General features: G+C 59.6%; 26 protein-coding genes. 9 read left to right on the forward strand and 17 right to left on the reverse strand.

The features are described 5' to 3' along the window. Positions 1-53: 53 nt before the first annotated feature. Positions 54-236 (reverse strand): DUF6026 family protein, encoded by a 183-nt coding sequence (locus tag I5961_RS13335; protein ID WP_007957508.1) that lies wholly within the window; start codon positions 234-236, stop codon positions 54-56. A gap of 274 nt (positions 237-510) precedes the next feature. Here I5961_RS13335 and gnd point away from each other — a divergent pair, with 274 nt between their 5' ends. Genes gnd through I5961_RS13350 form a run of 3 tightly spaced genes read left to right on the forward strand, consistent with a single transcriptional unit; the run spans position 511 to position 3817 of the window. Then, positions 511-1491, forward strand: coding sequence for a phosphogluconate dehydrogenase (NAD(+)-dependent, decarboxylating) (gnd, locus tag I5961_RS13340; RefSeq protein WP_085696368.1), 981 nt, complete (start codon positions 511-513; stop codon positions 1489-1491). Then, positions 1488-3011 carry a glucose-6-phosphate dehydrogenase gene (gene zwf / locus I5961_RS13345; RefSeq protein WP_085703053.1) on the forward strand — a complete coding sequence of 508 codons (1524 nt, stop codon included), beginning with the start codon at positions 1488-1490 and terminating at the stop codon, positions 3009-3011. The genes gnd and zwf overlap by 4 nt, the downstream gene beginning before the upstream one ends. Then, the gene (locus tag I5961_RS13350) at positions 3008-3817 is read left to right on the forward strand and encodes a Cof-type HAD-IIB family hydrolase (RefSeq protein WP_085703052.1); all 810 of its coding nucleotides are present in this window, start codon (positions 3008-3010) and stop codon (positions 3815-3817) included. Before zwf ends, I5961_RS13350 begins: the two co-directional genes overlap by 4 nt. Before the next feature lie 45 nt (positions 3818-3862). Here I5961_RS13350 and nhaB read toward each other — a convergent pair whose 3' ends face one another. The 3 genes from nhaB to I5961_RS13365 all read right to left on the reverse strand — a co-directional run bounded on the left by nhaB (position 3863) and on the right by I5961_RS13365 (position 7281). Next, positions 3863-5365 carry a sodium/proton antiporter NhaB gene (gene nhaB / locus I5961_RS13355; RefSeq protein ID WP_085696362.1) on the reverse strand — a complete coding sequence of 501 codons (1503 nt, stop codon included), beginning with the start codon at positions 5363-5365 and terminating at the stop codon, positions 3863-3865. Between the two features lie 74 nt (positions 5366-5439). Beyond that, entirely contained in the window at positions 5440-6729 is a 1290-nt protein-coding gene (locus tag I5961_RS13360; protein WP_085696360.1) for a hypothetical protein, read from the reverse strand. A gap of 285 nt (positions 6730-7014) precedes the next feature. After that, entirely contained in the window at positions 7015-7281 is a 267-nt protein-coding gene (locus I5961_RS13365; RefSeq protein WP_011334006.1) for a hypothetical protein, read from the reverse strand. 345 nt (positions 7282-7626) lie between these two features. Between I5961_RS13365 and I5961_RS13370 the strand changes: the two genes are divergently transcribed. After that, complete coding sequence (locus tag I5961_RS13370) at positions 7627-8952, forward strand: sigma-54 dependent transcriptional regulator (protein WP_085696359.1); 1326 nt, start codon at positions 7627-7629, stop codon at positions 8950-8952. A gap of 80 nt (positions 8953-9032) precedes the next feature. Here I5961_RS13370 and I5961_RS13375 read toward each other — a convergent pair whose 3' ends face one another. The 9 genes from I5961_RS13375 to I5961_RS13415 form a co-directional block, all read right to left on the reverse strand. Next, on the reverse strand, positions 9033-10337 hold the full coding sequence (locus tag I5961_RS13375) for a transporter (RefSeq protein ID WP_085696358.1): 1305 nt from the start codon (positions 10335-10337) through the stop codon (positions 9033-9035). A gap of 45 nt (positions 10338-10382) precedes the next feature. Beyond that, on the reverse strand, positions 10383-11129 hold the full coding sequence (locus tag I5961_RS13380; protein WP_085703051.1) for a hypothetical protein: 747 nt from the start codon (positions 11127-11129) through the stop codon (positions 10383-10385). A gap of 43 nt (positions 11130-11172) precedes the next feature. After that, positions 11173-11853, reverse strand: coding sequence for a C39 family peptidase (locus I5961_RS13385; protein WP_085696355.1), 681 nt, complete (start codon positions 11851-11853; stop codon positions 11173-11175). Between the two features lie 63 nt (positions 11854-11916). Then, positions 11917-12906: a heme utilization protein gene (locus tag I5961_RS13390; protein ID WP_085703050.1), complete on the reverse strand. Its 990-nt coding sequence runs from the start codon at positions 12904-12906 to the stop codon at positions 11917-11919. A gap of 71 nt (positions 12907-12977) precedes the next feature. Then, positions 12978-13550, reverse strand: coding sequence for an adhesin (locus I5961_RS13395; RefSeq protein WP_227235488.1), 573 nt, complete (start codon positions 13548-13550; stop codon positions 12978-12980). After that, positions 13551-14000 (reverse strand): hypothetical protein, encoded by a 450-nt coding sequence (locus I5961_RS13400; RefSeq protein ID WP_227235489.1) that lies wholly within the window; start codon positions 13998-14000, stop codon positions 13551-13553. Between the two features lie 356 nt (positions 14001-14356). Next, a complete protein-coding gene (locus I5961_RS13405; RefSeq protein WP_085696346.1) occupies positions 14357-14881 on the reverse strand; it encodes an AAA family ATPase in 525 nt (174 codons plus the stop codon). Continuing rightward, positions 14878-15441, reverse strand: coding sequence for a nicotinamide riboside transporter PnuC (gene pnuC / locus I5961_RS13410; RefSeq protein WP_085696344.1), 564 nt, complete (start codon positions 15439-15441; stop codon positions 14878-14880). The genes I5961_RS13405 and pnuC overlap by 4 nt, the downstream gene beginning before the upstream one ends. A gap of 80 nt (positions 15442-15521) precedes the next feature. Beyond that, positions 15522-17156: a methyl-accepting chemotaxis protein gene (locus I5961_RS13415; protein WP_227235490.1), complete on the reverse strand. Its 1635-nt coding sequence runs from the start codon at positions 17154-17156 to the stop codon at positions 15522-15524. A gap of 302 nt (positions 17157-17458) precedes the next feature. Here I5961_RS13415 and I5961_RS13420 point away from each other — a divergent pair, with 302 nt between their 5' ends. Both I5961_RS13420 and I5961_RS13425 read left to right on the forward strand, forming a co-directional pair. Then, positions 17459-18289, forward strand: coding sequence for an undecaprenyl-diphosphate phosphatase (locus I5961_RS13420; protein ID WP_227235491.1), 831 nt, complete (start codon positions 17459-17461; stop codon positions 18287-18289). Then, complete coding sequence (locus I5961_RS13425) at positions 18286-18714, forward strand: DUF1294 domain-containing protein (RefSeq protein WP_227235492.1); 429 nt, start codon at positions 18286-18288, stop codon at positions 18712-18714. Before I5961_RS13420 ends, I5961_RS13425 begins: the two co-directional genes overlap by 4 nt. Here the strand turns inward: I5961_RS13425 and I5961_RS13430 are convergent. Further along, entirely contained in the window at positions 18711-19070 is a 360-nt protein-coding gene (locus tag I5961_RS13430; protein WP_227235493.1) for an MmcQ/YjbR family DNA-binding protein, read from the reverse strand. The two genes, I5961_RS13425 and I5961_RS13430, sit on opposite strands and share 4 nt — an antisense overlap. Further along, positions 19067-19975, reverse strand: a complete 909-nt coding sequence (locus I5961_RS13435) for a LysR substrate-binding domain-containing protein (RefSeq protein ID WP_227235494.1) — start codon at positions 19973-19975, stop codon at positions 19067-19069. Before I5961_RS13435 ends, I5961_RS13430 begins: the two co-directional genes overlap by 4 nt. Before the next feature lie 128 nt (positions 19976-20103). On the opposite strand from I5961_RS13435, the gene I5961_RS13440 reads away from it, so the two are divergent. Beyond that, positions 20104-20715 (forward strand): FMN-dependent NADH-azoreductase, encoded by a 612-nt coding sequence (locus I5961_RS13440; RefSeq protein WP_085603899.1) that lies wholly within the window; start codon positions 20104-20106, stop codon positions 20713-20715. 235 nt (positions 20716-20950) lie between these two features. Then, entirely contained in the window at positions 20951-21988 is a 1038-nt protein-coding gene (locus tag I5961_RS13445) for an alpha/beta hydrolase family protein (protein WP_085703040.1), read from the forward strand. 4 nt (positions 21989-21992) lie between these two features. Here I5961_RS13445 and I5961_RS13450 read toward each other — a convergent pair whose 3' ends face one another. Together I5961_RS13450 and I5961_RS13455 are read right to left on the reverse strand one after the other, a co-directional pair. Next, complete coding sequence (locus tag I5961_RS13450) at positions 21993-23180, reverse strand: MFS transporter (RefSeq protein WP_085696332.1); 1188 nt, start codon at positions 23178-23180, stop codon at positions 21993-21995. Positions 23181-23474: 294 nt separating this feature from the next. Next, positions 23475-25061 carry an ABC-F family ATPase gene (locus tag I5961_RS13455; protein ID WP_085696331.1) on the reverse strand — a complete coding sequence of 529 codons (1587 nt, stop codon included), beginning with the start codon at positions 25059-25061 and terminating at the stop codon, positions 23475-23477. 391 nt (positions 25062-25452) lie between these two features. On the opposite strand from I5961_RS13455, the gene lpxO reads away from it, so the two are divergent. Beyond that, positions 25453-26352 carry a lipid A hydroxylase LpxO gene (gene lpxO / locus I5961_RS13460; protein ID WP_085696465.1) on the forward strand — a complete coding sequence of 300 codons (900 nt, stop codon included), beginning with the start codon at positions 25453-25455 and terminating at the stop codon, positions 26350-26352. Position 26353: the final 1 nt, after the last annotated feature.

A 26353-nucleotide genomic window follows, 5' to 3' on the forward strand; every position in this document is an offset into this window, starting at 1 on the left:
GGGAGCAGTATGTCGGGAACAGCTGAGGCCGTTCCCGAATCGGGCAGGGGAGATCAGGCGTGCGGCGAGCGTTGTACGCGTGGCAGGGGCTGTGGCTCGGCGCCCTGGGTCAGCAGGCGCAATTGCGCGAGTTCCTGCTTGAGCTGGTCGCGTTCATCTTTCAACTGACGCAATTCATCGCGACGGATGGTGACGTACAGGGTTTGTGGCGGCATTGCTGTGTGTACTGTGCCCATTGCTCACCTCGCAAATGGCGTGTCTCAACTGCAGATCAGCCCCCGGTCTGGAGCCTTGATCTGCTATCGGCGCCGATTTTGATTTCTTTTGCTCGTGAATGGAACTTTTTTATTTTTCATGGTCGTTGTGTCTTCGACACGTTTCCCGACGTTATCACTCTGGATCGGGCACAATGCCCGGAAACTTCACACCAACGCTCTGGACTAAGCTCCATGAGTCACGTTGGGCTATAACCTTTGACACACTTTTATTTGTAGTAAGGAGCATCAGCACATGCAACTCGGGATTATTGGACTGGGCCGCATGGGCGGCAATATTGCGCGACGTCTGATGCTCAACGGTCACACCACCGTTGTTTACGACCGCAATACCGCCTTTGTCGACACCCTGGCCGCCGAGGGCTCTACCGGCGTCGCCGATCTGCCTGCACTGGTCGCAGGCCTGGCCAAGCCGCGTGCGGTGTGGGTCATGCTGCCGGCGGGCGCACCGACTGAAGACACCATCGAAACCTTGAGCAATCTGCTCGAAGCGGGCGACACCATTATCGATGGCGGCAACACCAACTATAAGGACGACATCCGTCGGGCCAAGACTCTGGCCGAGAAGGGCCTGCACTACATCGACGTCGGCACCTCCGGCGGCGTCTGGGGCCTGGAACGCGGTTACTGCATGATGATCGGCGGCGATGCCGAGACTGTTAAGCGTCTGGACCCGCTGTTCGCCGCGCTGGCGCCGGGCATGGGCGATATTCCGCGCACCAAGGACCGCAAGTCCGATGACCACCGTGCCGAGCACGGCTACATCCACGCCGGTCCTGCCGGTGCCGGTCACTTCGTGAAGATGATCCACAACGGGATCGAGTACGGCATGATGGCGGCCTTCGCCGAAGGTTTCGACATCCTCAAGACCAAGTCCAGCGAGCTTCTGCCGGAGGATCAGCGTTTCGACCTGAACGTGGCCGACATCGCCGAAGTCTGGCGTCGTGGCAGTGTGGTGTCGTCCTGGTTGCTCGACCTGACCGCCGATGCCCTGGCGGTCGACCCGAAACTCGACGGTTTCTCCGGCTCCGTGGCCGACAGCGGTGAAGGCCAATGGACCATCGAAGCGGCAATGGAACAAAAGGTGCCGGTACCGGTGCTGTCCAACTCGCTGTTCTCGCGCTACCGCTCCCGCGGCCAGGGCACTTTCGGCGACAAGATCCTCTCGGCCCAGCGCTTCGGCTTCGGCGGCCACGTGGAGACTCCGAAGAAATGACCCATACGATCCGCAGAAAATCCAAGGCAGAACCCGCACCACCGACCACGCTGTTTTTGTTCGGTGCCCACGGCGACCTGGTCAAGCGCTTGCTGATGCCGGCGCTGTACAACCTCAGTCGCGACGGCTTGCTTGACGAAAATCTGCGGATCGTCGGCGTTGACCACAACGCCATCACCGATGAAGCCTTCGCGCAAAAGCTCGAAGACTTCATCCGTACCGAAGTGGCAGCCAAGGTCGGCAAGGGCGATCAGATCCTTGATCCAGCCTTGTGGGCCAAGCTCGCCAAAGGCATCAGCTACGTCCAGGGTGACTTCCTGGACGACAGCACCTATTCAGCCCTGGCGGCGAAAATCGCCGACAGCGGCACCGGCAATGCGGTGTTCTACCTGGCCACCGCGCCACGTTTTTTCAGCGAAGTGGTGCGCCGTCTCGGCAGCGCCGGGTTGCTCGAGGAAAACCCGGAAGCGTTCAGAAGGGTGGTGATCGAAAAACCGTTCGGCTCCGACCTGCAAACCGCCGAGGCGTTGAACGCCTGCCTGCTCAAGGTCATGTCGGAAAAGCAGATCTACCGGATCGATCACTATCTGGGCAAGGAAACCGTGCAGAACATTCTGGTCAGCCGGTTCTCCAACAGCCTGTTCGAAGCGTTCTGGAACAATCACTACATCGACCACGTACAGATCACCGCCGCCGAAACCGTCGGCGTTGAAACCCGTGGCAGTTTTTACGAACACACCGGCGCCCTGCGGGACATGGTGCCCAATCACCTGTTCCAGTTGCTGGCCATGGTGGCGATGGAGCCGCCGGCCGCGTTCGGCGCCGATGCGGTGCGGGGCGAGAAGGCCAAGGTAGTCGGTGCGATCCGGCCCTGGACCACCGAGCAAGCACGGGAAAACTCGGTGCGCGGTCAGTACGGCGCCGGTGAAGTCGCGGGCAAACCGGTGGCTGGTTATCGCGATGAAAACAACGTCTCCCCTGAAAGCACCACGGAAACCTACGTGGCGCTCAAGGTGATGATCGACAACTGGCGTTGGGTCGGCGTGCCGTTCTACCTGCGCACCGGCAAGCGCATGAGCGTGCGCGATACCGAGATCGTCATCTGCTTCAAACCGGCGCCGTATGCGCAGTTCCGGGATACCGAGGTCGACGAATTGCAGCCGACTTACCTGCGTATCCAGATCCAGCCCAACGAAGGCATGTGGTTCGACCTGCTGGCCAAGCGGCCGGGGCCGGCGCTGAACATGGCCAACATCGAGCTGGGGTTCGCCTACAAGGACTTCTTTGAAATGCAGCCGTCCACCGGCTACGAAACCCTGATCTACGACTGTCTGACCGGTGACCAGACGCTGTTCCAGCGCGCTGACAACATCGAGAACGGCTGGCGCGCGGTGCAGCCGTTCCTCGACGCCTGGCAGCAGGACGCCAGTGTGCAGGGTTATGCCGCCGGCGAAGACGGGCCGAAAGCCGCCGATGATCTGCTGACTCGCGATGGTCGCGTCTGGCATGGTCTGGGATGAGCGAACCGTTCCGTTTTCTGTTGAGCGACATGGACGGCACGCTGTTGCTGCCCGATCACAGCCTGAGTCAGCGTACGATTGACGCGGTTCGTTCGCTGCGCGAGGCGGGCGTGCTGTTCAGCCTCGCCACCGGGCGTCCGCCCAAAGCCATGCTGCAACAGATCGAGGCCTTGGGCGTGGACCTGCCGACAGCAGCGTTCAACGGCGGCACGATCGTCAATCCGGACGGCAGCATTCTGGTGGCTCATTTCCTGCCCGCGACGGCAGTGTTGACCGCATTGGCATTGTTCGCCGATCAACCGGATGTCGAAATCTGGGTGTTCAGCGGCGGCGACTGGTTGCTCAAGGATCCTCACGGGCCGATGGTGCCGCGTGAGCAGCACGGGCTCGGATATCCACCAGTGGTGGTGGAGAGTTTCGAGCCGTATCTGGAGCGTATCGACAAGATCGTGGCGACCAGCAACAACACGGAACTGCTGATCGAGCTGGAGGCGCGGTTGCTGCCGAAAGTCGAGGGCATGGCACAGGTGTCACGCTCGCAACCGGTATATCTGGACGTGACGGCGCTGGAGGCCAACAAGGGCTCGGCGCTGGTGACGCTGGCTGAACATCTGGGCGTATCAATGGCGCAGACGGTGGCAATTGGCGACGGCGGCAATGATCCGGCGATGTTCCATGTCGCCGGTTTGGCGATTGCCATGGGGCAGGCCGAGGACGCGGTGAAGCGTCAGGCCGATGTGGTCACCGGGCCGAACACCGAGGACGGGGTGGCGCAGGCGATCGAGAAATATATTTTGCCGCGTTGATCGATGCATAAAAAAACGGGAGCCTGATGGCTCCCGTTGTTGTTTTTACAGCCAGTAGCTCACGGCATACCAGCCCAGCAATCCCATCACGATGGTGTAGGGCAATGCCATCCACACCATTCGCCCGTAGGACAACCGCACCAGCGGCGCAATCGCCGACGTCAGCAGAAACAGGAACGCCGCCTGGCCATTGGGTGTGGCCACGCTCGGCAGGTTGGTGCCGGTGTTGATCGCAATCGCCAGTGTCTCGAAATGCTCGCGGCTCATGTGTCCGGACAGGAACGCCTGTTTCACCTCGGTGATGTAGATCGTGGCGACGAACACGTTGTCACTGATGGCCGATAACAGGCCGTTGGCGATGAACAGCATCCCCGGCTGCTGATCGGCCGGCAATGTCAGTACCCACTGAATCAACGGCGCGAACAGTTGTTGATCGTGAATCACCGCCACCACGGCGAAGAACACCACAAGCAGCGAAGTGAACGGCATCGCATCCTTGAAGGCATTGCCCAGACGATGCTCGTCGGTAATGCCGCTGAAAGCCGTGATCAGCACAATCACCATCAGGCCGATCAAGCCGACTTCGGCGATATGGAACGCCAGCCCGGCAATCAGGATCAGCGCAGCGCAGCCTTGCACCAGCAGAGCGGCACGTTGGCGCGGGGTGCGTTCGGCATTGTCTTCGGCGGCGTAGTTGGCCAGCACGGCACGTACGTTGTCCGGCAGCAACGTGCCGTAGCCGAACCAGCGCAGTTTTTCCAGCAGCAGGCAGGTCACCAGTCCCGCAACCAGAACCGGCAGCGACACGGGGGCGACCTTCACGAAAAACTCGGCGAAGTGCCAGCCCATTTCGTGGCCGATCAGAAGATTCTGCGGCTCGCCGACCAGGGTGCAGACGCCTCCCAGTGCGGTGCCGACAGCGCCGTGCATCAACAGGCTGCGCAGGAACGCGCGAAACTGTTCCAGGTCATCATGATGCAACTGGGGCAGATGGCGGTCATCGCTGAACTCGCTGTCCTGGCGCGGGTCGTTGCCGGAGGCCACTCGGTGGTAAACCGAATAGAAGCCCACAGCGGCACTGATGATCACCGCGGTCACGGTCAACGCGTCAAGAAACGCCGAAAGAAACGCCGATAAAAAGCAGAACATCAGGGCCAGCAGCGCCTTCGAACGCACGCCGAGCAACAGGCGCGAGAACAGGAACAACAGCAGGTCTTTCATGAAGTAGATGCCGGCGACCATGAACATAAGCAGCAGAATCACCGGGAAATTGTGCTGCAACTCTTCGTACAGCGCCTGGGGCGTGGTCATTTTCAGCAGCAGCGCTTCGATCAGCAGCAAGCCACCTGGCATCAGCGGGTAGCACTTGAGCGCCATGGCCAGAGTGAAAATGAACTCGATCACCAGCAACCAGCCGGCCGCGACCGGGCCGACGGTCCACAGCACCAGTGCGTTGAGAATCAGAAACCCGACGATGCACGCCTTGTACCAGCGGGGCGAATGCCCGAGAAAGTTGTGCGCGAACGCCTGAGCCATCGAACCGGACATCGGTTGCTCCTTGTTTTAAGAAGCACGCAAGTTGCCGTAAGCGATGGGCAAGATCAAGTGTGAGAAGGTTCGCATCAGTGATTCAGATAACGCGCGACCAGTGCGCGGTAGTTGCCATCCAGCGAATAGCCGCCTACCAGAATGCCGCCGTCAGGCTGTATTGCCAGTGAGGTGGCGGTATCGAGGCTGCGCCCCAGTCGTGTGCGCAACCAGCCATTACCTGATCCGAAGCCTCGATCAAGGCTGCCGTTCGCCAGATAGCGGGCGACGATGAAGTCGGCTTCGACCCCGCCGATCGTTGCGCCGACCGCGATGATGCGCCCGTCCGGCATCACCTGCGCGGCACTCCATTGGCAGCCGCTGAAGGCGATTTCCAGCAGGTGCGGCTGACCACCGTTGCAATGCAGGTCGGGGCGGCCGTTGCCATGGACGGACAGCGCCATGCATCGAATCGGATCGCGGCTGCTGCCAAAACAATGCAAATGCTCCGCCGATTCGATGACCTGGGTAACCAGCGCGCTGTGCCCCTGGGCTTTGAAGGCCATGAAACCGTCCACCGCAAAACGCTCATCGAGCCGCCCGTCCGGCAGATAGCGGGTGAGCAGGCCTTCCTGAGGAAAGTCGATGGAGCCAGCCACCACGATTCTGCCGTCTTCTTGCAACAGCAGAGCGCCGAGCCAGGTATTGAGCAGCAAGTGGCGAACCATGACGAAACCGCGCCCGTTGAACGACGGATCAAGGTTGCCATCGGGTTTGAGGCGGATCAGCATGCCGACGTGATCGGCGAGCTCGAAGTGATGGTTGGCGATCAGCAGGATATGCCCGTCGGGCTGCACTGCAAAATCGCAGGCTTCGGCGCCTGGAACGCCTGGCGGCAACCAGGCATCGCGGGTGCCCATGGACAGGTCGCCGGGCAGGCGGACAATTTGCTGGCCATTGTCACCGAAGTCCGGGTCAGGCCGACCTTGGGTATCGAACAGGGCCAGGGCAGGCAGAGTGCGATGCTCTGATTCGTAGTGCAGGCCCGCCAGCAGGATTCGTCCGTCGGGCAAGACCTGAACCTTGCTGCCGGTGGCCTCGAAGCCGGCGGCGAACTGGCCGATCACGCTGCCTTGAAAACCAAAGCCCAGATCCGCCGAGCCGTCTTCGAGCAGGCGCGCCAGGCCGAAACGACTGCCTTGTGCAGTAGCTACCTTGGCGGCGACCAGAATTCGGCCTTGCGCATCGAGCGCCACACTCTGAGTCAGGCTGGACATACTTCCGACGAAGTAAACCTGCGCCACACCGTTGCTGGAAAAGTTCTTGTCGAGTTGTCCGGCGTTATTCGCTAGCGTCGGCAGCGCGATGGCTGTCTGGGTTGACATGCATGCTTCTCCTTGCGAGTCGACCGGTTTCCGGGAAGCGGAACGGGTAACTGCATGAGCGAAACATTCAATCCCTGAACACTCGCTAGTACAACTGTAAGAACTAACAGGTGGAGGGTCGCACTGTGCCAGAACAGTGTCTTTTTGAACCAGTCGCAAGCCTGCCAAGTATCGAGGCGCGAAAGTATTGAGGAAAGTTGTACAAAAAGACTTAAGTTGGAAAAGGATCCGCAACTAACAGAAGAGGGCGGATGACTTGAACGTCATCCGCATTGCCCGCCAATATCAGTGTGGCATCGACCAGGATTGCAGCGCATAGCCTTCTTCGCTCAGTTCGGCGCGGGCCTGTTGCAGCAGGTGTTCAAGTTGCGCCGGATCGGAGTAGGCGCTGCTCGGGATCTGGGTGCGACCGATGTGGGAATTGGTCCGGTCGATAACGGTCAGGCTCAGTTCGCCATTGCCGTCTTGTGGGGCCCAGGCGACGCATTGAAAAGGTTCAAATGCGCGGTTGGCAATCAAAAGAGCTTCGTTGATACGGAGCGGGGCGGTCATGGGATCTTCTCTCTATTAGTGCCCAATCAAGTGATCGGCCGTCAGTTGGGCTTACCGTACGGCGAGTTACTTGTACTGATGCACGCAACCCGCTGGCGGGTCACACAGAATCTGAAGAAATTTCGACTTTCTTTCATACACTCAATCTTCAGACAGGTTTTGAAAGCCTGGCGAAAGATTTAAGTCGATAGCTAACTAATAAACTGGCTTCTTATAACTGGTTCACTTGTACATTTATAAGCAATCGATACAAGACGCCGTCAATTTCTTGCTAACGTAACAGTCAGGTTTGCCAAATGACTGTTTTTACGATCATTTCCCGAAATTTGGCGCCAAGGAACAGTCATGAACGAAGCGCCTGCCTTAAGACGTTTGTTGGTCGTCGACCCCTGCGACGATTGTCACCGATTGTTGCCGGGTTTACGTGCCGTGGGCTGGGACGTCGACAGTTGCAGCCTGGAAAATGCCGCCGACCGAAGCTGCGACGTCGGCTTGTTGCGGTTGCAGCCTTTTCACCTGGAACGTCCCGAAGCCGTCAAGGAGCTGATCAGCCGCAGCGGCACCGAATGGATCGCCGTGCTGAATCAGGAAGTGTTGCGCTTGCAGAACGTCGGCGATTTCGTCTGCGAGTGGTTTTTCGATTTCCACACCTTGCCGTTCGACGTATCACGGGTGCAAGTTACCCTCGGTCGGGCGTTCGGCATGGCGCGTCTGCGCGGTCAGGGCACGATTCACGTCGACCAGCCCGAACATGAGCTGCTGGGCGACAGCAAACCGATCCGCGAGCTGCGCAAACTGTTGAGCAAACTGGCGCCCACCGAGTCGCCAGTGCTGATTCGCGGCGAAAGCGGTACCGGTAAAGAACTCGTCGCCCGCACGCTGCACCGGCAGTCGCAACGCCACAGCAAACCCTTCGTGGCGATCAACTGCGGTGCGATTCCCGAGCACTTGATCCAGTCCGAACTGTTCGGCCATGAGAAAGGCGCTTTCACCGGCGCCCATCAGCGCAAGATCGGCCGGATCGAAGCGGCTAACGGCGGCACGTTGTTTCTCGATGAAATCGGTGATCTGCCGCTGGAGCTGCAAGCCAATCTGCTGCGTTTCCTTCAGGAAAAACACATTGAACGGGTCGGTGGCAGTCAACCGATCCCGGTGGATGTGCGGGTATTGGCGGCGACCCACGTCGACCTCGAAGCCGCGATCGAGAAAAAACGTTTCCGCGAGGACTTGTACTACCGGCTCAATGTGCTGCAAGTCGTCACCGCACCGTTACGCGAGCGTCACGGCGACCTGTCGATGCTGGCCAACCATTTCTCCCACTTCTACAGTCACGAAACCGGCCGTCGTCCGCGCAGCTTCAGCGAAGACGCGCTGATCGCCATGGGCAAGCACGACTGGCCGGGCAATGTCCGTGAGCTGGCCAACCGCGTGCGTCGGGGTCTGGTGCTGGCCGAAGGGCGACAGATCGAGGCCCGAGACCTGGGACTGATCAGCCAGCAGTCGATCGCGGCACCGATGGGTACGCTTGAAGATTACAAGATCCGCGCTGAACGCCAGGCGCTGTGCGATGTATTGAACCGGCACAGCGACAATCTCAGCGTTGCCGCCAAAGTGCTGGGGGTTTCCCGGCCAACTTTCTACCGTTTGCTGCACAAGCATCAGATCCGCTAGGGCGCGGCGCTTCCTGAGCCCGGGAAGCTGAAAAGGCCCGCTGCGATGCAAATCGCAGCGGGCCTTTTCATGTGTGGTGATTAGAAGTAGTACGGGAATTTCAGGCTGAAGGAGAAGTCCGGGGCATCGTCCGTCATGCCGATGGACAGGTTGGGCACGATGGTCAGGTTGTCGGTGGCCGCGATGGTCATGCCGACGTTGAAGTAACCGGCGTTGGCGTCGCTGGACACCACCGATTCCCAATCGCCGCCATCCTGTTTCAGCTTGCTCTTGCGTTGCACCAGGTCCGAGACGGAGAACGACATACTCATCTTCTCGTTCAGTGCGAAGGCAACACCTGCGCCAATCTGGAAGCTGTCGCCGATGCGTACCTTGCCCGGGGTTTTCTGGTTGACGGTCGAACTGATGTCGTCGAACGATTCCTCGAAGTTATGGGTGTAGGACAGGCTGCCGAACAACACGGCCGGGTCAAACGTCTTGACCAGCGAGATGCCCGGGGTGATCGACCAGACGCCGTTGCCGGTAGGCAGGGTGTCAGGCACGAACAGGTTCGAGTTGGCATCGGTCTGGCGCAGCTTGATCCCGAACGGATCCTTGCCCGTTGGCGCCTTGACCCGCAAGGAAACCACGGCATCCGGGGTGTTGACCGATTCGTCCAGGAACTTGTAGGCGATGCCGAAGTTGACGTCGCCGATGGTCGGGTCGCGGCTTACGTCCTGTTCGGTGGTGACATTGGAGGCGCCTCCGTTGCCGCCGCCTGACTGATAGGTCGATTCACGGTAGACCACCGGCACGTTCAGGTCGAACTGCCAGCGATTGTCAAAGTTGTAGCGTCCGGTCAGGTCGAGAGTCCAGGTATCGGCCTTGATCCGGTCGAGGTTGATGTTGCCCAGAAAGATCGAGTCCAGGGCGAGGAAGCCGTTGAGGATCAGTTGGCGGGTGTCGTAGCGTGAATAGGTCACGCCGGTTTCAAAGCTGAACTTGCCGCCGCCAAAGAAGCCGCTGGCTTCGTCGTACAGGTTGGACACACTCTGTGCCGGTTGCGAATCATCGGCCAGCGACTGGCCATAAGATGCGCCACTTCCCCCGGCGGCGCCCCCCGACGCTGCTGCAGCCCCGGTGCCGGCGGCGACCCGGTTGCCTTTCATGTCCGAAGGCGATTTGGCCAGGCGTTTTGGGGGAGGGGACGCGGGCTGGTCTTCGACCTGGCGGACCCGTTGTTCGAGCACCGCCAGGGCTTTCTGTTGCACTTCGTATCGTTGCTTAAGCTCCAAAAGTTCCTGTTTCAGGGCTTCCACATCTGCGTCGGGTGCTGCTTGCAGCATCGCCGCAGGTAGAAGAGTACTCAAACATACAGCGGCACGCAGTGATACTGATCGATACATGAATAAGCCGTCCCTTTAAGCCCAATGATCGAGACTCAGCGTAGTTCAATATCCGATATTGCGTAGTGCCCTGAGTTGAGTCAGGTTGCAATCCAGTGCGCCGGCACTCATGCCGTTATTGTTAAGGACAACGTTGAGTTGAGTCAGGTTGTTGACTACGTTTGCGCTACCCAGCAAACGGGTGTTTTGCAGCAGTCCGCCCTGGGCGACCTGTTGCAAGGCTGTACCCTGATTGCCGGAGGCCTGAATGGCCATTTGAACACCGCCGCCTGTGGCCGACACCGCGACGCTGCCGGCGCCGTTGCTGCCGGTAATGGTCTGGCCGGCCATCAAGGCCTGGCCCTGGGCAGGCATCAGTGCAGGTGCCTGACTGGCTTCTTTGACGTTGATCGCAACGTTGTTGTAGGCGGAGTTGCCGTCGCCGGCGGCGCGCACACTCTGCGTCACGCCCTGGCTGGAGTTGAGTCCCGCACCACCCACGATCGAGCCCGTCCCCAGTTCCGGGGTACTGCCATTGCCGTGTTCCTTGATGGTCGAGACGTAGAATTCGGGTTTTACCGAAGCTGCCTGCAATTGCATCGTGGCCGAGGCCCCGATCAGATCTCCACTGGCGTTGCGCCAGGTACTGCTCATGACGACACCGAAGCTGATGATCCGGCCCGGCATGACGTAGCGACCGCGTAGCTCAGCGAGCTCCTGGTCCTTGATTTCAATGGGTTTGAATCCTGCATTGGCATAGCCTGATGCGCTCGCTGCCAGGCAGGCGGCGGCCAGCCAGTATGAGGTTTTCATCTGCTGCTCCCGGGACATCCAGCCCCACTCTTGTAATCGGCGATTAAAAGAAGTCGCTCTGTATGAACCCGAAGTCCATCAATTCAGCATCTTTGACCGGGTTGAAAGCATCCAGCTTGTTTTTGGCCGTCAACGGTACCGGAGGGCTGCGCAAGGCATTGGCCTTGTCATATCCGGGGCCGACGATGGCAAAGACGATGCCGTTCCAACCTTTGACAAAGTCATCATGGGAGTAGCGTTTGTGTCCCAGGACCGGGTCTGCGATGTAAACCCAATCCTTGTCCGCCCGCTGCATCACCACGAAATGCTTGTAGCCGCGAATTTCCATCAGTACCACCACCGGGATCGTGACAGCGTCGAGTTTTTCCCGGGGAATCTTGTAGCCTCTGGCGCGCATGCCGATGCTTTCTATGTAGCGCTTCATGTCCAGCATGGAGAAACCCTGAGTACGGACAAGGTCCTGGTCTGCATTGACCAGCATGCCTTTGATGATGTGCTCCTCATCGACGTCGAGCCAATAAGCCTGGCGCAATACCGTAGCCAGTGCGGCGGCGCCGCAGCTGAAGTCGGTTTTCTGTTCGACGATGTCGGCAAACTTGCGCTCACGAATGCTTTGCACGTTTTTGTAGACAAGCGTGCCGCCCGGCAGGGCAGCAACGGGCATCTGGGCAGCCTGGGTCAGGCCACAGAAGCAAAGCACAGCGAGGAGGGCAGTCTTACGCATGATCGATACGCCTTTGCGGACTGAGGAAAAGCCCCGTTTCCGGGGCTTTCGTTTCGATCGCGATTACATGCAGGCTTTGCAACCTGCGGCGATGGACAGCGAGTTGCTTTGTTGGTTGCCAACACCAGCGGCGTTGTTGTAACCAGCGTTACCCGAGAAGTTGTTACCAACATTGGAGATGGAAGCGTTGTTGGTCACAGGGTTTTTCCAGCCATCAGGGGTCATCACTTGTTGAGTGGTCACACCTGCCAGGCCAAAGACGCCCACTGCTTCGAATTTGGCTTTTTGATCTTTGTCGCCGCCATGGCCTCTGTCGTTATTGCCATATCCGCCATGACCGTGATCGTCGCCTTCGATATTTGCAGTGCCCTTCGCGTAGAACGCGCCAGCCCCGGCGAAAGTGCCGGTGAGGGTATCTTTTTTGTAGGTTTGAGTGCCGTTGTTGGCTACGGTCAGGCCAGTGGAGGTCTGGTTCGCAGCAGCAGCGGCGTTAGCTACACGACCACCCGATACAGCAATTGCCAGGTTGTTTTTCTGTTGGTTGAAGTTGCCGGCACTGTTGTTCACGCCAATGTTGCCGGAACCGCCGTTACCCACGTTATTGAGATTGGCGTTGTTTGTGGTGGAGTAGTTCGCAACGGCGTTGTTAGTGTTGACTTGAGTTGCGCTGGAGACCGACACCGCAGAGCCGAAGATGAAACTTTCGTCGGCAGTTGCCAGAGCGGCGGCATTGTCTTGCTGGTTGCCATCGCCGGCGGTGTTGTTCATGCCAACGTTGCCGTTGGTGCCATTGGCCGAGTTGTTGACGTTGGCATCATTTTTGGTGCCTTGGTTGCCGACCAGGTTGCCAGAGCTGCTTTGCGTGTCGAGCACTGCCGCCCCGGCGCCAGCGCCGATTTGCAGCAGTTGTTCCAGGGTTGGGCCTTTTGGTTCATGGTTGCCATGCCCGTTACCATGACCGTGATTATCATCACGACCGCCTGCCTGTGCTGCGATTGCCATCACTGCTGCGAGTGCGAAAACCAGTGGTTTGAGGGCCATTGTAGGTTTCATGGTGTTTCTCCGTCGTGCTTATTAGTTGGTTAAGTGTTGGTACTTTCTAATTGCACTGCTTCTTGTTTGGGTCAGTCAGCGACCCGGATGCTCAGGGTGTTAGCCATTCGGTTCCCCACCCCGGCACTCTGGTTCACCTGGATTACCCCCCGGCTGCCGGTGAAGGCCTGATCACTTGTCGTGACCTGGCGACTGCCGGGTGAGGTGCCAGTTGCTCCTGAGCTCGGTAACAACGCCACGTTCTGTTGGGAAAGGGCGCTATCGTCAACGCTCTGCGGGGCAGCACTGATGCTGACGCGCGTAACGTTGGCCATTTGGTTGTTGGCCCCGGCGCCCTGGTTCACGCCCAGGATTCCGTTGCCATTGCTGAAAGAGTTGCCGCCAATGGTGGCGCTGGCATTGCCAGTGCGCTCGGCGGGTGTATTGATGTGCTGGATGACGCTGGTGGTCGCACTTGCATGGGTGCCAATGGCGATGGCTTTGGTATTGGTCTGTTGCATCTGGTCGCCGGCCGCCTGGTTGACGTTGTAGTTGCCGCGATATTGCATGCCGGTTTCCTGAATGTTCGCGTTGTTCACGGAACCGGGGTCGGCCATGACGCTGGTGCAGCCGAGAAGGGCGAGCAGGAGCAGAGAACGATTCATTTATTGGCCTCCAGCCATGCGGGTCAGCGGAGCAAGACCGGAACTCATTGCACGGTTGACGGTGTTGGAGATCGAGCCACCGGCGCCGCCGCCGTGACCACCTCCCATTCCAGGCAAACCATTCGGATTGGTCACGGTGTTCATGCCCGGAATGTTCGAGGTCGGGGTGGTGATGCTGCCGCGAATTGAAGAGCCGCTGGCTACACTGGCAAATTCACCGTCGTTGAGTTCGGTGCTGGTCATCGCTTGACTGATTCGGGCCGATGGGTTGGCATTGACGGTGGTCGGGTAGGGATCTTTGCCGCCGCTGCGGCCGATCGGGACCGGCTGGACGTCACGGTTGAGCACGATCACGCCATTGCCGTCGGCCTGAACGTTGAAACTGAGAAAAGCGCTGGCGGCTGATCCGATCAGCAGAAGGCAGGTAAAGGCTTTTTTGATGTTCCCCACGGCGGCAATTCCTTCTTCAGTGGGCTGAGCCTGTTCAGCGTTGTGAAGGAGAGAGCGAAAGCTGTGCCGCTTTTTAGATGTCTTTTGATTTCAAAGGGTTGTGTGGATTGGACGCAGGGTTGATACACAATCTGTTTCATCGCTGAAACAAGTCACTGGCTTCGCAACCCCTTAAAGTCATTGCAATGCTCTGGAACAAGGGTTTGCGCGCAGGTGTTTCATCTGCGTAACAAGTCGCATGACAAAGTGATGAAGGGCGCTGAGACGGGCACTTTGCACCCGCAGGAGTGTTTCAGGAACGGACACTTTTGCCCCAAAACAGGGGAAGGAACGGGGCATTCGCCCCGAAACCTGGGTCAGTCCGCGAGCAGTGAGCGCACCGCGTCGAAGGCTTGCTGCTGGCGTTCGGCCCAGTTGCCCTGAATGATCTGCAAAGGTTGATGATGGGTTTGCAGCCAGATCCGGGTGGCCTCATAGAACGCGAGCCGTTCATTCAAGTCGGGCTGGCAGCGCTGACCATCGTCCGTCCACTCGATCTGCTCGGGGGAGAGCAGCAAGTGCAGGTCGTAGTGACGCGCCAGCAACTCGGTTTGCAGCCAGGGCGGGCAGTCGCCGAACAGGGTCTGGCTCCACAGGATGTTGCTCAACAGATGCGTATCCAGAATCAGCAATCGCGGCTGCTGCGCCCGTGCCGCGTCTTCCCATTGCAACTGTCCGCGAGCAATTTCAGGGATGTCGGCGAGGCAGGTATCGCGAGGGTTCTGCTCGATGAACCAGCGCACATATTCGTCCACGCGCAAACCGCCGAACTGCTGTTGGATGCCGGCCGCCAGCCAGCTCTTGCCCGTGGACTCGGGGCCGGTCAGGACAATCACTTTCATCGTTGCAACGCCGGATCGGCACGCCATTCGCGCCAGCCTTGCACCGCAATTACGGTGAACAGGGCATACAGCGCCGCCGTGAGGTACAGCCCTTTATAGAGAAACAGCGCGACGAAGATCACATCCAGCACGAACCACAAAGCCCAGCATTGCAGACGTTTGTGGGCCATCCAGAATTGCGCGACCAGGCTGAAACCGGTCAGCGCCGCGTCGAGCCACGGTTGTGCCGCGTCCGTCCAGTGAGCCATGGCCGCGCCCAGCAGCAGACTGCCCGCCGCGCCAATGGCCAGCCCTTGCGCAATCGAGCGGGTGTCGAGCCGGCTGACCTCGCGTCCGTCGTGCATCGTCCCGGCCCGCGTCCATTGCCACCAGCCATAGAGTTGCAGCCCGGCATACACCACCTGCAGCAGCATGTCCGAATACAGCTTTACCTCGAAGAATACCCAGGTGTAGAGCAACACCATGACCAGCCCGATCGGCCAGCACCACGGATTCTGTTTGACCGTGAGCCACACGGCGATTACACCGAGAGCGGCGGCAAACAGTTCGAGCCCGGACATGCAGGATCCTTGGGGGAATAGAAGAGGGAGCGGATTGTACCGAAAAACAGGTGGGAAACGAGTTCCCACCTGAAAGGGCGTCAGACGCGAAACTGACGCAGCAAGCCGTTCAACTGTTCGCTGAGCTCGCCCAGGCGAACGCTCGCCACACTCGACTGCTCTGCCGCCAGCGCGGTGCTGTGGGACAGCCCCGCGGCCTGGGTGACGTTCTGATTGATGTCTTCGACCACATGCGCCTGCTGCAGCGTTGCGCTGGCAATCGAGGCGTTCAGGCCATTGAGGTTGCGCAGGGCCTGGCCGATGGCATTCAGGCTGGCACTGGCCAGGCCGGCCTGCTCGATGGTCAGTTGCGAAGCCTTGCTGCTGTCGCCGATCACCTTCACCGCGGCTTCGGAATGATTTTGCAGGCGTTCGATCATCGTCTGGATTTCCGCCGTGGACTTCTGCGTGCGTTGCGCCAGCAAACGCACTTCGTCAGCCACCACTGCAAATCCGCGACCCTGTTCGCCGGCGCGTGCTGCTTCAATCGCGGCGTTGAGAGCGAGCAGGTTGGTCTGCTCGGCAATCGAGCGGATCACCTCCAGCACGCTGCCAATCTGCGTGCTCTCGGTCGCCAGCGTGCGGATCACTTCGACGGCCTGATCGATGGTGCCGGACAGCTTGTCAATCTGCTGCAGGCTGCTGTCGATGTTGACCTGGCCTTGTTGGGCCTGGGCTTCTGCGTCACGCATTTCGCTGGCGGCGTGTTCGGCGTTCTTCGCCACGTCCTGCACACCGTAGGTCACTTCGTTGACGGCGGTGGCCACCAGCTCCATCTGCTGCGACTGTTGCTGGCTGCGTTGCCGGGCCTGTGCCGCATCGTTGCCCAGCTCACTGGACGATTGGCCCAATGCGCTGGCGGATACCTGCAAGTCACCGATCACCCGGCGCAGCTTGGCGGTGAAAGCATTGAAGTGATGGGCCAGTTGAGTGACCTCGTCCTGACCCTGGGTGTCGAGGCTGCGAGTCAGATCGCTTTCGCCGCTGGCAATGTTGGCCATGGCGTTCACGGTTTCCTGTAACGGACGGACGATGCTGCGGGCAATCAGGATCACCAGAAGTGCCATGATCGCCGCAATGACCAGACCGACAACCGACGCCTTGAGCACCTGGCCCTGGAACTCGGCCTGCACGTCGTCGACGTACACGCCCGAACCGATGACCCAGCCCCACGGCTCGAACAGTTTCACGTAAGAGGTTTTGGCCACCGGTTCACTGGCACCCGGCTTGGGCCAACGATAGTCGACCATGCCGGCGCCTTTGGCCTTGGCGATGGCGACCATTTCGTTGAACACCGCAAAACCGTCCGGGTCGCGGATCGCCGAGAGGTTCTGGCCTTCAAGCTTGGGATTGGTCGGGTGCATGACCATCACGGGCGTAAGGTCATTGATCCAGAAGTAATCGTTCTGGTCATAGCGCAGGCCACGAATGGCAGTCAGCGCCTGTTTTTGCGCCACATCGCGCGTCAGGGTGCCTGCCGCTTCGAGGCCCTGGTAGTACGTCAGCAAACCGCTGGCGGTCTGCACCACATGTTGGGTTTTCTGGGCCTTGGCGTGATACAGGTCATCATGGATCTGCTTGAGCATCAAAACGCCCAACGTCAGCAGCATGACGACTGCCACGATCAAGATGAGCCACAAGCGTCGGCTGATCGACACACTGCGCAAGCTGTTCATAACGCTGTCACTCCGGATTCTTTTCTTGTAATAAACCACCGCCAGCATCCAACCACGTTTCGGTGACCGGGCATACGCGACCCAAGTCGTATAACGCGGCAGCGCTATTACGGCTTGTCTGTTAGGATTTCGGCGCCGCGCGTAAAAACCTGAATCCAAATTGATTTTTCACGGAATTTTGACTGTTTCGTGTGGATCCTGTGCGTGCGGAATCGGTACAGCTTTGACCAGCTACGCTGAACGCAGTGAACAAAAAAAATACTATCGGGGCATGCCGTCTGGCATCGCTCTTTGGGGGATTGATGGATCTTTGGACGGCCTTGCAGGCATTGATACTTGGAGTTGTAGAGGGGCTGACGGAGTTTTTGCCCATATCCAGTACCGGACACCAGATCATTGTTGCCGACTTGCTCGATTTCGGAGGCGAGCGGGCCATGGCGTTCAACATCATCATCCAGCTCGGCGCGATTCTCGCGGTCGTCTGGGAATTCCGGCGCAAGATCCTCGACGTGGTCATCGGTTTGCCGACTCAGCCAAGTGCGCGGCGCTTCACCGTCAACCTGCTGATTGCCTTCCTGCCCGCCGTGGTGCTGGGCGTGATCTTCGCCGACCTGATTCACCATTACCTGTTCAACCCGATCACCGTGGCCGCCGCGCTGGTGGTGGGCGGGATCGTGATGTTGTGGGCCGAGCAGCGTCAGCATGAAGTGCACGCCGAAACGGTCGACGAGATTCGCTGGACGGATGCACTCAAGATTGGCTTCGCCCAGTGTCTGGCGATGATCCCCGGTACTTCGCGTTCCGGCTCGACCATCATCGGCGGCCTGTTGTTCGGGCTGTCGCGCAAGGCAGCCACCGAGTTCTCGTTCTTCCTGGCGATGCCGACCATGGTCGGTGCGGCGGTGTATTCGGGCTACAAGTACCGCGACCTGTTCGTACCGGCAGACTTCCCGGTGTTTGCCATCGGCTTCGTCACGGCGTTCATCTTCGCCATGATCGCGGTGCGCGGCCTGCTCAAGTTCATCGGCAGCCACAGTTACGCGGCCTTCGCCTGGTATCGGATCGCCTTCGGTCTGGTGATTCTGGCGACCTGGCAATTTGGATGGATCGACTGGTCGGCCGCCCAGCCATGAGTGATTCCCGCGCACGCCGCCCGGATCGCGGGTCTTCCGGTGGCAATATCCAGCATTTGAAACTGAAATTGGTGGTGCTGCTGATCGTCTGCGCGTTGCCGTTGTCCGGCGCGCTGTCGATGTGGCTGCGCGGGATTTCCCTGGTACCGCTGACGGCTTACGGGCTGGTCAGCGTGCTGGCGTTTTTCCTGTACTGGGCGGACAAGCGCAAGGCCCGCGCCGACGCCTGGCGTACGCCGGAAAACATCCTCCATGCGGTGGAACTGGCCGGCGGTTGGCCGGGTGCGCTGATCGCTCAACAGGTCTTCCGGCACAAGACGCGCAAGGTGTCGTTTCAGGTGCTGTTCTGGGTGATCGTGGCGTTGCATCAGGTGTTCTGGATCGATCAGTTGTTCCTGGGTTCGAACCTGCTGGCACTGTTTTAGAGCAACAGCCCGACCTGAGCGCGCTTCGGCAGCTTGCTCACCACCAGTTGATGGGAGCGCTGCAACAGCCCTCGCAGTTCCTCGGCGCCCAGCGGGTAGGGCGGGTGCATGATGATCCATTGCGCCCGGGCCAGATACGGCGCCGGGTGAATGCCCGGTCGGTCGCAATGACCGAGAAACAGATCCTTGTCGACCTTGAATGCCAGCGAATCACCGCGCAGGCCCTGCAGGGCAAACATCTTGTTGCCGGCAATCGAAAACACCCGCACGCCACCCCATTTGTAGTCTTCCCGCGCGCCGGGCAAGGCCAGACAAAATTCTGCGACGTCCGTTTCGCTCATCTTTCCTTGTTTCATAACAGCCGTTCTCCACAGGCGTTGAACGATTCGACCAGATGATCGATCCACGCGCGCACCGCCGGCATCACCCCGCGCCGATGCGGATACACCGCTTGCAGCCAGCCGCCGGGCAATGACCAGTCCGGCAGCAATTGCACCAGCGTGCCGTTATCCAGCTCCGCTTCGCAATACATCATCGGCAATAGAGTGAAACCCTGTCCGGCCAGCACGCACGCCTTGCGCACGATGAAATCGTCGATGCCCAGCCGGGCTTCCAGTGCCAGGTCGCAACTTTTGCCGTGCTGATCGAGCAGGCGCACATGCACCATGCGATCCGCCTCCAGGGCGCCCAGCACCGGCAGGCTCTTCAGGTCCTGCGGATGATTGATTTCCACTCCCTGTATAAAGGAAGGGCTCGCCACCACCACCATTTGTGCCTGACGCAGCCGGCGGGTCACCAGCATCGGTTCTTCATCGCCGTGTTCGCGCACACGCAGGGCCACGTCAATGCCTTCGGTGATGAGGTCGACCCGGCGATTGAGCAGGGTCACTTCCAGTTGCACCTGGGGATATTTGCCAAGGAAATTGCTGATCACCACCGGCAGCATTTCATGGGCCAGCCCGGTCGGACTCGAAACCCGCAGGCGACCGCGAGGCTCGCTGGACATGCTGGCCACCGTTTCATCGGCCATTTCCGCTTCCAGCAGCATCGCCTGACAGTGACGCAGATATCGCTCGCCGACCGCCGTCAGCTTCAGTTGGCGAGTGGTGCGTTGCAGCAGACGCGCGCCGAGGCGCTCTTCCAGCTCGGCGATGCGCCGCGAGAGGCGTGACTTGGGGATGCCGAGCAAGCGGCCAGCGGCGGCGAATCCGCCGGCCTCCACCACTTTGGCGAAATAGTAGAGATCGTTGAGGTCTTGCATGGGGGAAATCCGACTGTTCTATCAGTGGGACAAACTATCGCATTGTTGCCGTCTAATCAGCTATTGGTTTCATCGGTAGGATTGCCACCATTCCGTCGCCGCCGGCGATTCATTCCAGGAGATTCCACATGAAACTGCTGCACATCGATTCGAGCATTCTGGGCGACAACTCCGCTTCCCGTCAGCTGAGCAGCCAAGTGACTCAAGCCTGGCAAGCCGCCGAGCCAAGCGCTGTCGTGACCTACCGCGACCTGGCCGCCGACGCTATCAGCCACTTCTCGTCGACCACCCTGGTTGCTGCCGGCACCACCGCTGAACTGCGCAACGCCGCACAACAGCACGAAGCCGAACTGAGCGCCACCACCCTGGCCGAGTTCATCGCCGCCGACGCCATCGTCGTGGCTGCACCGATGTACAACTTCACCGTGCCGACCCAACTCAAAGCCTGGATCGACCGCATCGCCGTTGCCGGCCAGACTTTCCGTTACACCGAAGCCGGCCCTGAAGGTCTGTGCGGCGGCAAGAAAGTGGTGATCGTGTCCACCGCTGGCGGTATCCACGCCGGTCAGGCTTCGGGCGTGGCCCACGAAGACTACCTGAAACTGGTATTCGGCTTCCTCGGCATCACCGACATCGAAGTCGTGCGTGCCGAAGGCCTGGCCTACGGCGAAGAAGTGCGTAACAACGCGATGACTGCCGCTCAAGCGAAGATCAGCGAGCAACTGTTCGCCGCCGCGTAAGGCTTGCGTAAAGAACAGCTCCTGTTCAGGCAAACCCTCAAAAACTCTGTATTCTGGTTCCGCAAGGGCCAGATACAGAGTTTTTTGTTTCTGACTGTTACATAATCTGGCCCGGGTTATGCAGTCCGATGATCAACGTCTGAGTGCAACGCCGCGCCGGATCACCGAACCTCGGAATCTCGGGCGTCGAACTCCACGGATCTTTCGATTGAGTAACAACAGGGTGGGGCATCCCATGATGCGTCTTTGTGCAGCGTTACTGATTTGCCTGCTCGGCAGCCTGAATTCAGTGCACGCTGCGCCCGGGCAGCACCCGCGCTGGAGCGTCGGGTATCACGAGATGACGTTCCTCGATCCGCTCGACCTGCAACCGATGCGCGCCATCGCGTTCTATCCCTCCAGCGACCGCGAGCATCTTAGTCTGCTTGAAGGCTATTCGGTCGAGGCCGGCGAAGACACCAAAGTCGCCATCGGCCGTTTCCCGATGCTGATGTTGTCTCATGGCAACACCGGCACGCCGCTGGCGCTGCACGACCTGGCCACGTCACTGGCCCGCAAGGGTTTTGTGGTGGTGGCGGTGATTCACCCCGGCGACAACTCCAAGGATCACAGCCGCCTCGGCACACTGAGCAACCTTTATGGTCGGCCGATCCAGATTTCCGAAGCCATTACCGCCACGCTGGGCGATCGCACGCTCGCGCCGTATGTCAACGCCGAACAGGTTGGCGTGATCGGCTATTCGGCGGGCGGCGAAACAGCGTTGATTCTGTCCGGTGCACAGCCTGATCTGGATCGTCTGCGCCGTTACTGCCAGGAGCGCCCGGACGACCGCGACGCCTGCAACACTCAAGGTGAGTTGATTGTCGACCGCGACGATCTGCAACCGGTGGCCGATCCGCGCGTTCATGCATTGCTGCTGATGGCGCCGCTGAGTCTCAAGTTTGGTCGTCACACTCTGGCCGATGTGCATGTGCCAGTGCTGCTGTACAGCGGGGACGGTGACAAACTGGTGGCTTTCGACAAAAACGCCGCGGCCCTGGCGCGCAAGCTGCCGACTGCGCCGGATTTCAAACTGTTGGCCGGGGCGGGGCACTTCGTGTTCATGGCGCCGTGCACCGAAGAGCAGATCCTCGCCATGCCGGCGTTGTGCACCGATGCCGATGGTGTGGACCGCGAAGACATCCACCGCAACCTGATTTCCGAGGCCGGGCGGTTCTTCTCCCATGCCTTGGGCAGGCCGACCCGCGCGGGAATGCAGACGGCGGATCAGTGAGCGCTTACGCCATGGCCCGGCGCTTGAGCAGCAAGGTCAATCCCAGTCCGGTCACGGACAGCACGGCCGCACTGAAGAAAATCCACGAATAGCCAAGATTCAGCGCCACCGCGCCCATCAACGGCCCGGCAATCGCCAACGCCAGATCGAAAAACACGGCATAAGCACTCAGCCCTGCGCCGCGACTGGAGTTGGGCACTTGCTTGATTGCTTCGACGCCCAGCGCCGGGTACACCAGCGACAGGCCGAAACCGGCCAGACCGGCACCGATCAAGGCATACGCAGTCGAAGGCGCCAGCCACAGCATGACCAGGCCGACGGTTTCGATGGTCATGCAGGCAATCGCCGAGGTGAATCCGCCGAAACGCCCGATGGCTGAAATGAACAGCAGGCGCGACAGAATGAAACACACACCGAACACAGTCAGGCAGTACGCCGCGCCGGTCCAGCCGCGATTGAGGTAATACAGAGTAATGAAGGTGGTCAGCGTGCCGTACCCGATCGACGCCAGGCTCAGACTGGCACCGAACGGCGCAATCCGCCCGAATACCGCCCAGAACGGCAGTCTTTCACCGCGCACCACCGGCACCGACGGCTTGTTGCGGATCAACAGCAAGGCGCCGGCCGCGAGCAATGACAAAGCGATGCCGAGGCTCTCGAAACCATAGTCGGCGACCATCACTACGCCCAGCGGCGCGCCGATGGCAATCGCACCGTAAGACGCGATGCCGTTCCACGAAATGGAGCGCGCGGTGTGTTCGGCACCGACCTGGCCCATACACCAACTGATAGTGCCAACGCCGATCAGGCCCTGGGCGATCCCCAGCAGCAGACGACCGACGATCAGGATCGACAGGCTCAACAGCGGCAAGCTCTGCAACAGCGTCGAAACCAGCGTCAGCACACCGCTGAGCACAATCCCCGACAAGCCATACACAATCGCCCGCTTGGTGCCGACGGTGTCCGACATGCGCCCGGCCATCGGCCGGCTGAGCAGGGTGGCCAGGTATTGCGAACCGATTACCAGCCCCGCGATCACGGCGCTGAATCCAAGCTGTTCGTGGACATAACCGGGCAGCACCGCAATCGGCAAACCGATGCAGAGGAAGGCGATAAAGGTATAGAAAACGATAGAGACGATCTGCAGGGTGATCGCCATGGAGCTTTGCGGAGGCTTTTGCTGCGCAGACATGAGGGCTCGTTCGCGGGCGGCGGTGGGAGAGTCCGCATCATGGCTCGGCGCTGAAATAAAAGAAAGCAGGCTAACGATCGTTTCCACGCACCACGCACCACGCACTAACGTCCTCACGTTGATCGTTCCCACGCTCCGCGTGGGAATGCAGCCCGGGACGCTCCGCGTCCCTTCCAGAGCTGGAACGCGGAGCGTCCCTTGAGGCATTCCCACGCAGAGCATGGGAACGATCAGGAATGAGCAAAAAAAGCCCTGTCACAAGGACAGGGCTTTCTGTTTACCGCTCGATTCGACTCAGAACACCACGCCTTGGCTGCGCAGGTAATCGTCGTAGGTGCCGCTGAAGTCGGTCACGCCGTTCGGGCTCAGCTCGATGATGCGCGTGGCCAGGGACGATACGAACTCACGGTCATGGCTGACGAAGATCAGCGTGCCCGGGTAGTTTTCCAGCGCCAGGTTCAGCGCCTCGATCGATTCCATGTCCAGGTGGTTGGTCGGTTCGTCCATCACCAGAACGTTCGGCTTTTGCAGGATCAGCTTGCCGAACAGCATGCGACCTTGCTCACCACCGGAGATCACCTTCACCGACTTGAGGATCTCGTCGTTGGAGAACAGCATGCGGCCCAAGGTGCCACGGATCATTTGTTCGCCCTGAGTCCACTGACCCATCCAGTCGAACAGGCTCACATCGTCTTCGAAGTCGTGGGCGTGGTCCTGAGCGTAGTAACCCAGTTCCGCGCTTTCGGTCCACTTCACGGAACCAGTGTCCGGGGTCAGTTCGCCCATCAGGGTGCGCAGCAGGGTGGTCTTGCCGATCCCGTTCGGGCCGATGATCGCCACGCGCTCGCCGGCTTCAACGGTAAAGCTGAAGTTCTTGAACAGGGTCTTGCCGTCGAAGCCCTTGGACATCTGCTCGATGGTCACGGCCTGACGGTGCAGCTTTTTGGTCTGTTCGAAGCGGATGAACGGACTCACGCGGCTCGATGGCTTGACCTCGGCCAGCTGGATCTTGTCGATCTGCTTGGCACGGGAAGTGGCCTGTTTGGCTTTCGAGGCGTTGGCCGAGAAGCGGCTGACGAACGTTTGCAGTTCGGCGATCTGGGCTTTCTTCTTGGCGTTGTCCGACAGCAGTTGCTCGCGGGACTGGGTCGCCGCCGTCATGTACTCGTCGTAGTTGCCCGGGAACAGGCGCAGCTCGCCGTAGTCCAGGTCGGCCATGTGGGTGCAGACGCTGTTCAGGAAGTGACGGTCGTGGGAAATGATGATCATGGTGCTGTTACGCGCCGTCAAAATCGTTTCCAGCCAGCGGATGGTGTTGATGTCCAGGTGGTTGGTCGGTTCGTCGAGCAGCAGCACTTCCGGATCGGAGAACAGCGCCTGGGCCAACAGAACGCGGAGTTTCCAGCCTGGCGCCACTTCGGTCATCGGGCCGAAATGCTGTTCCAGCGGAATGCCCAGACCCAGCAGCAGTTCACCGGCACGGGATTCGGCGGTGTAGCCGTCCATCTCGGCGAACTCGGTTTCCAGCTCGGCCACGGCCATGCCGTCTTCTTCGCTCATTTCCGGCAGCGAGTAGATGCGGTCGCGCTCGGCCTTGACCTTCCACAGCTCTTCGTGACCCATGATCACGGTGTCGATCACAGTAAATTCTTCGTAGGCGAACTGATCCTGACGCAGCTTACCCAGGCGCACGTTCGGCTCGAGCATTACCTGGCCGGCAGACGGCTCAAGATCGCCACCGAGGATTTTCATGAAGGTCGACTTGCCGCAACCGTTGGCGCCGATCAGGCCATAACGGTTGCCGTTGTTGAATTTGACCGAAACGTTTTCAAACAGCGGCTTGGCGCCGAACTGCATGGTGATGTTAGCTGTAGAAATCAAAGGTTTTTCCTGCGAAGCATTCTGAAAAGCGAGGTGCGGCCGGAGCGCTTGGCCCGAGTCGAAGTGCGCTGAGGCGGGGCAATTCCCGTCATCAACCAAGGGGGGCGCGTAAAGTTTGGCGGCGATTGTACTGGTCTGGCTCTTTAAACGATAGGGCAGTGACACCCGGAGTGCCGATTGGTGCAATCGCGGGACAGTTTTTCACAGATGAAGGTTCACTATTGGTTACAAACTGTGGCTAAAATGCCATCCATTCACCCGGCGCCCTTCCAGCGCGCGGGCTCAGGGATGTGCCACCGGGGCGCTGTTTTGTATTCAGACACTGCGAAAGGCCTGTTGCCAACGCCTGAAAGGCGCGCAGTTTGTTCACTTCTGACGTGTGACGATTTCCGTGAAACTCATCATTGCCGCTGTATATGTCATTTCCATTGCATACGTTCACCTGCGGGGGCGCGTGCGCCACAAACTAGGTCGTCAACTGAGCGATCACTCTTCGTTCCTGGCACCGATCAACTGCTTTCTTTATCTGTTCTCGAAAAAGCCCAATACCCCGTATCTGGACCCGAAAGACTTCCCCGACCTGACTCCATTGCAGACGCACTGGGAAGAGATCCGCGAGGAAGGCCGCAATCTGCTGCGTGCAGGCGAGATCAAGCGCTCGAACCAGTACGACGATGTTGGTTTCAACTCGTTCTTCAAGACCGGCTGGAAGCGTTTCTACCTGAAGTGGTACGGCGACAGCCACCCGTCGGCGCTGCAACTGTGCCCGCGCACCACTGAGCTGGTGCAGAGCATCGGCTCGATCAAGGCCGCGATGTTCGCCGAATTGCCGCCGGGCTCGAAACTGGTGCGTCACCGCGACCCGTACGCCGGTTCCTACCGTTATCACCTGGGGCTGGAAACGCCGAACGATGCCGGTTGCTACATCAACGTCGATGGCGAGAACTATCACTGGCGTGATGGCGAAGCGGTGATGTTCGACGAGACCTTCATTCATTACGCGGAAAACACCACTGACCAGAACCGCATCATCCTGTTCTGTGACGTTGAGCGTCCGATGAAGTACCGCTGGGCAGCGGCATTCAACGGCTGGTTCAGCCGCAACGTGATGTCGGCAGCCGGCGCACCGAACGATGCCGGTGACCGCACCGGTGGCATCAACCGCTTGTTTACCAAAATCTACAAGATTCGCCTGCGTGGCAAAGAGCTGAAAAAGCGCAATCGCAAGCTTTACTACATGGAAAAGTGGGCGATCTTCGGCGGTCTGCTGGCGATCTTCATTCTGATCTGAC

The organism is Pseudomonas sp. IAC-BECa141 (assembly GCF_020544405.1).
In the GTDB taxonomy this organism is placed as follows: domain Bacteria; phylum Pseudomonadota; class Gammaproteobacteria; order Pseudomonadales; family Pseudomonadaceae; genus Aquipseudomonas.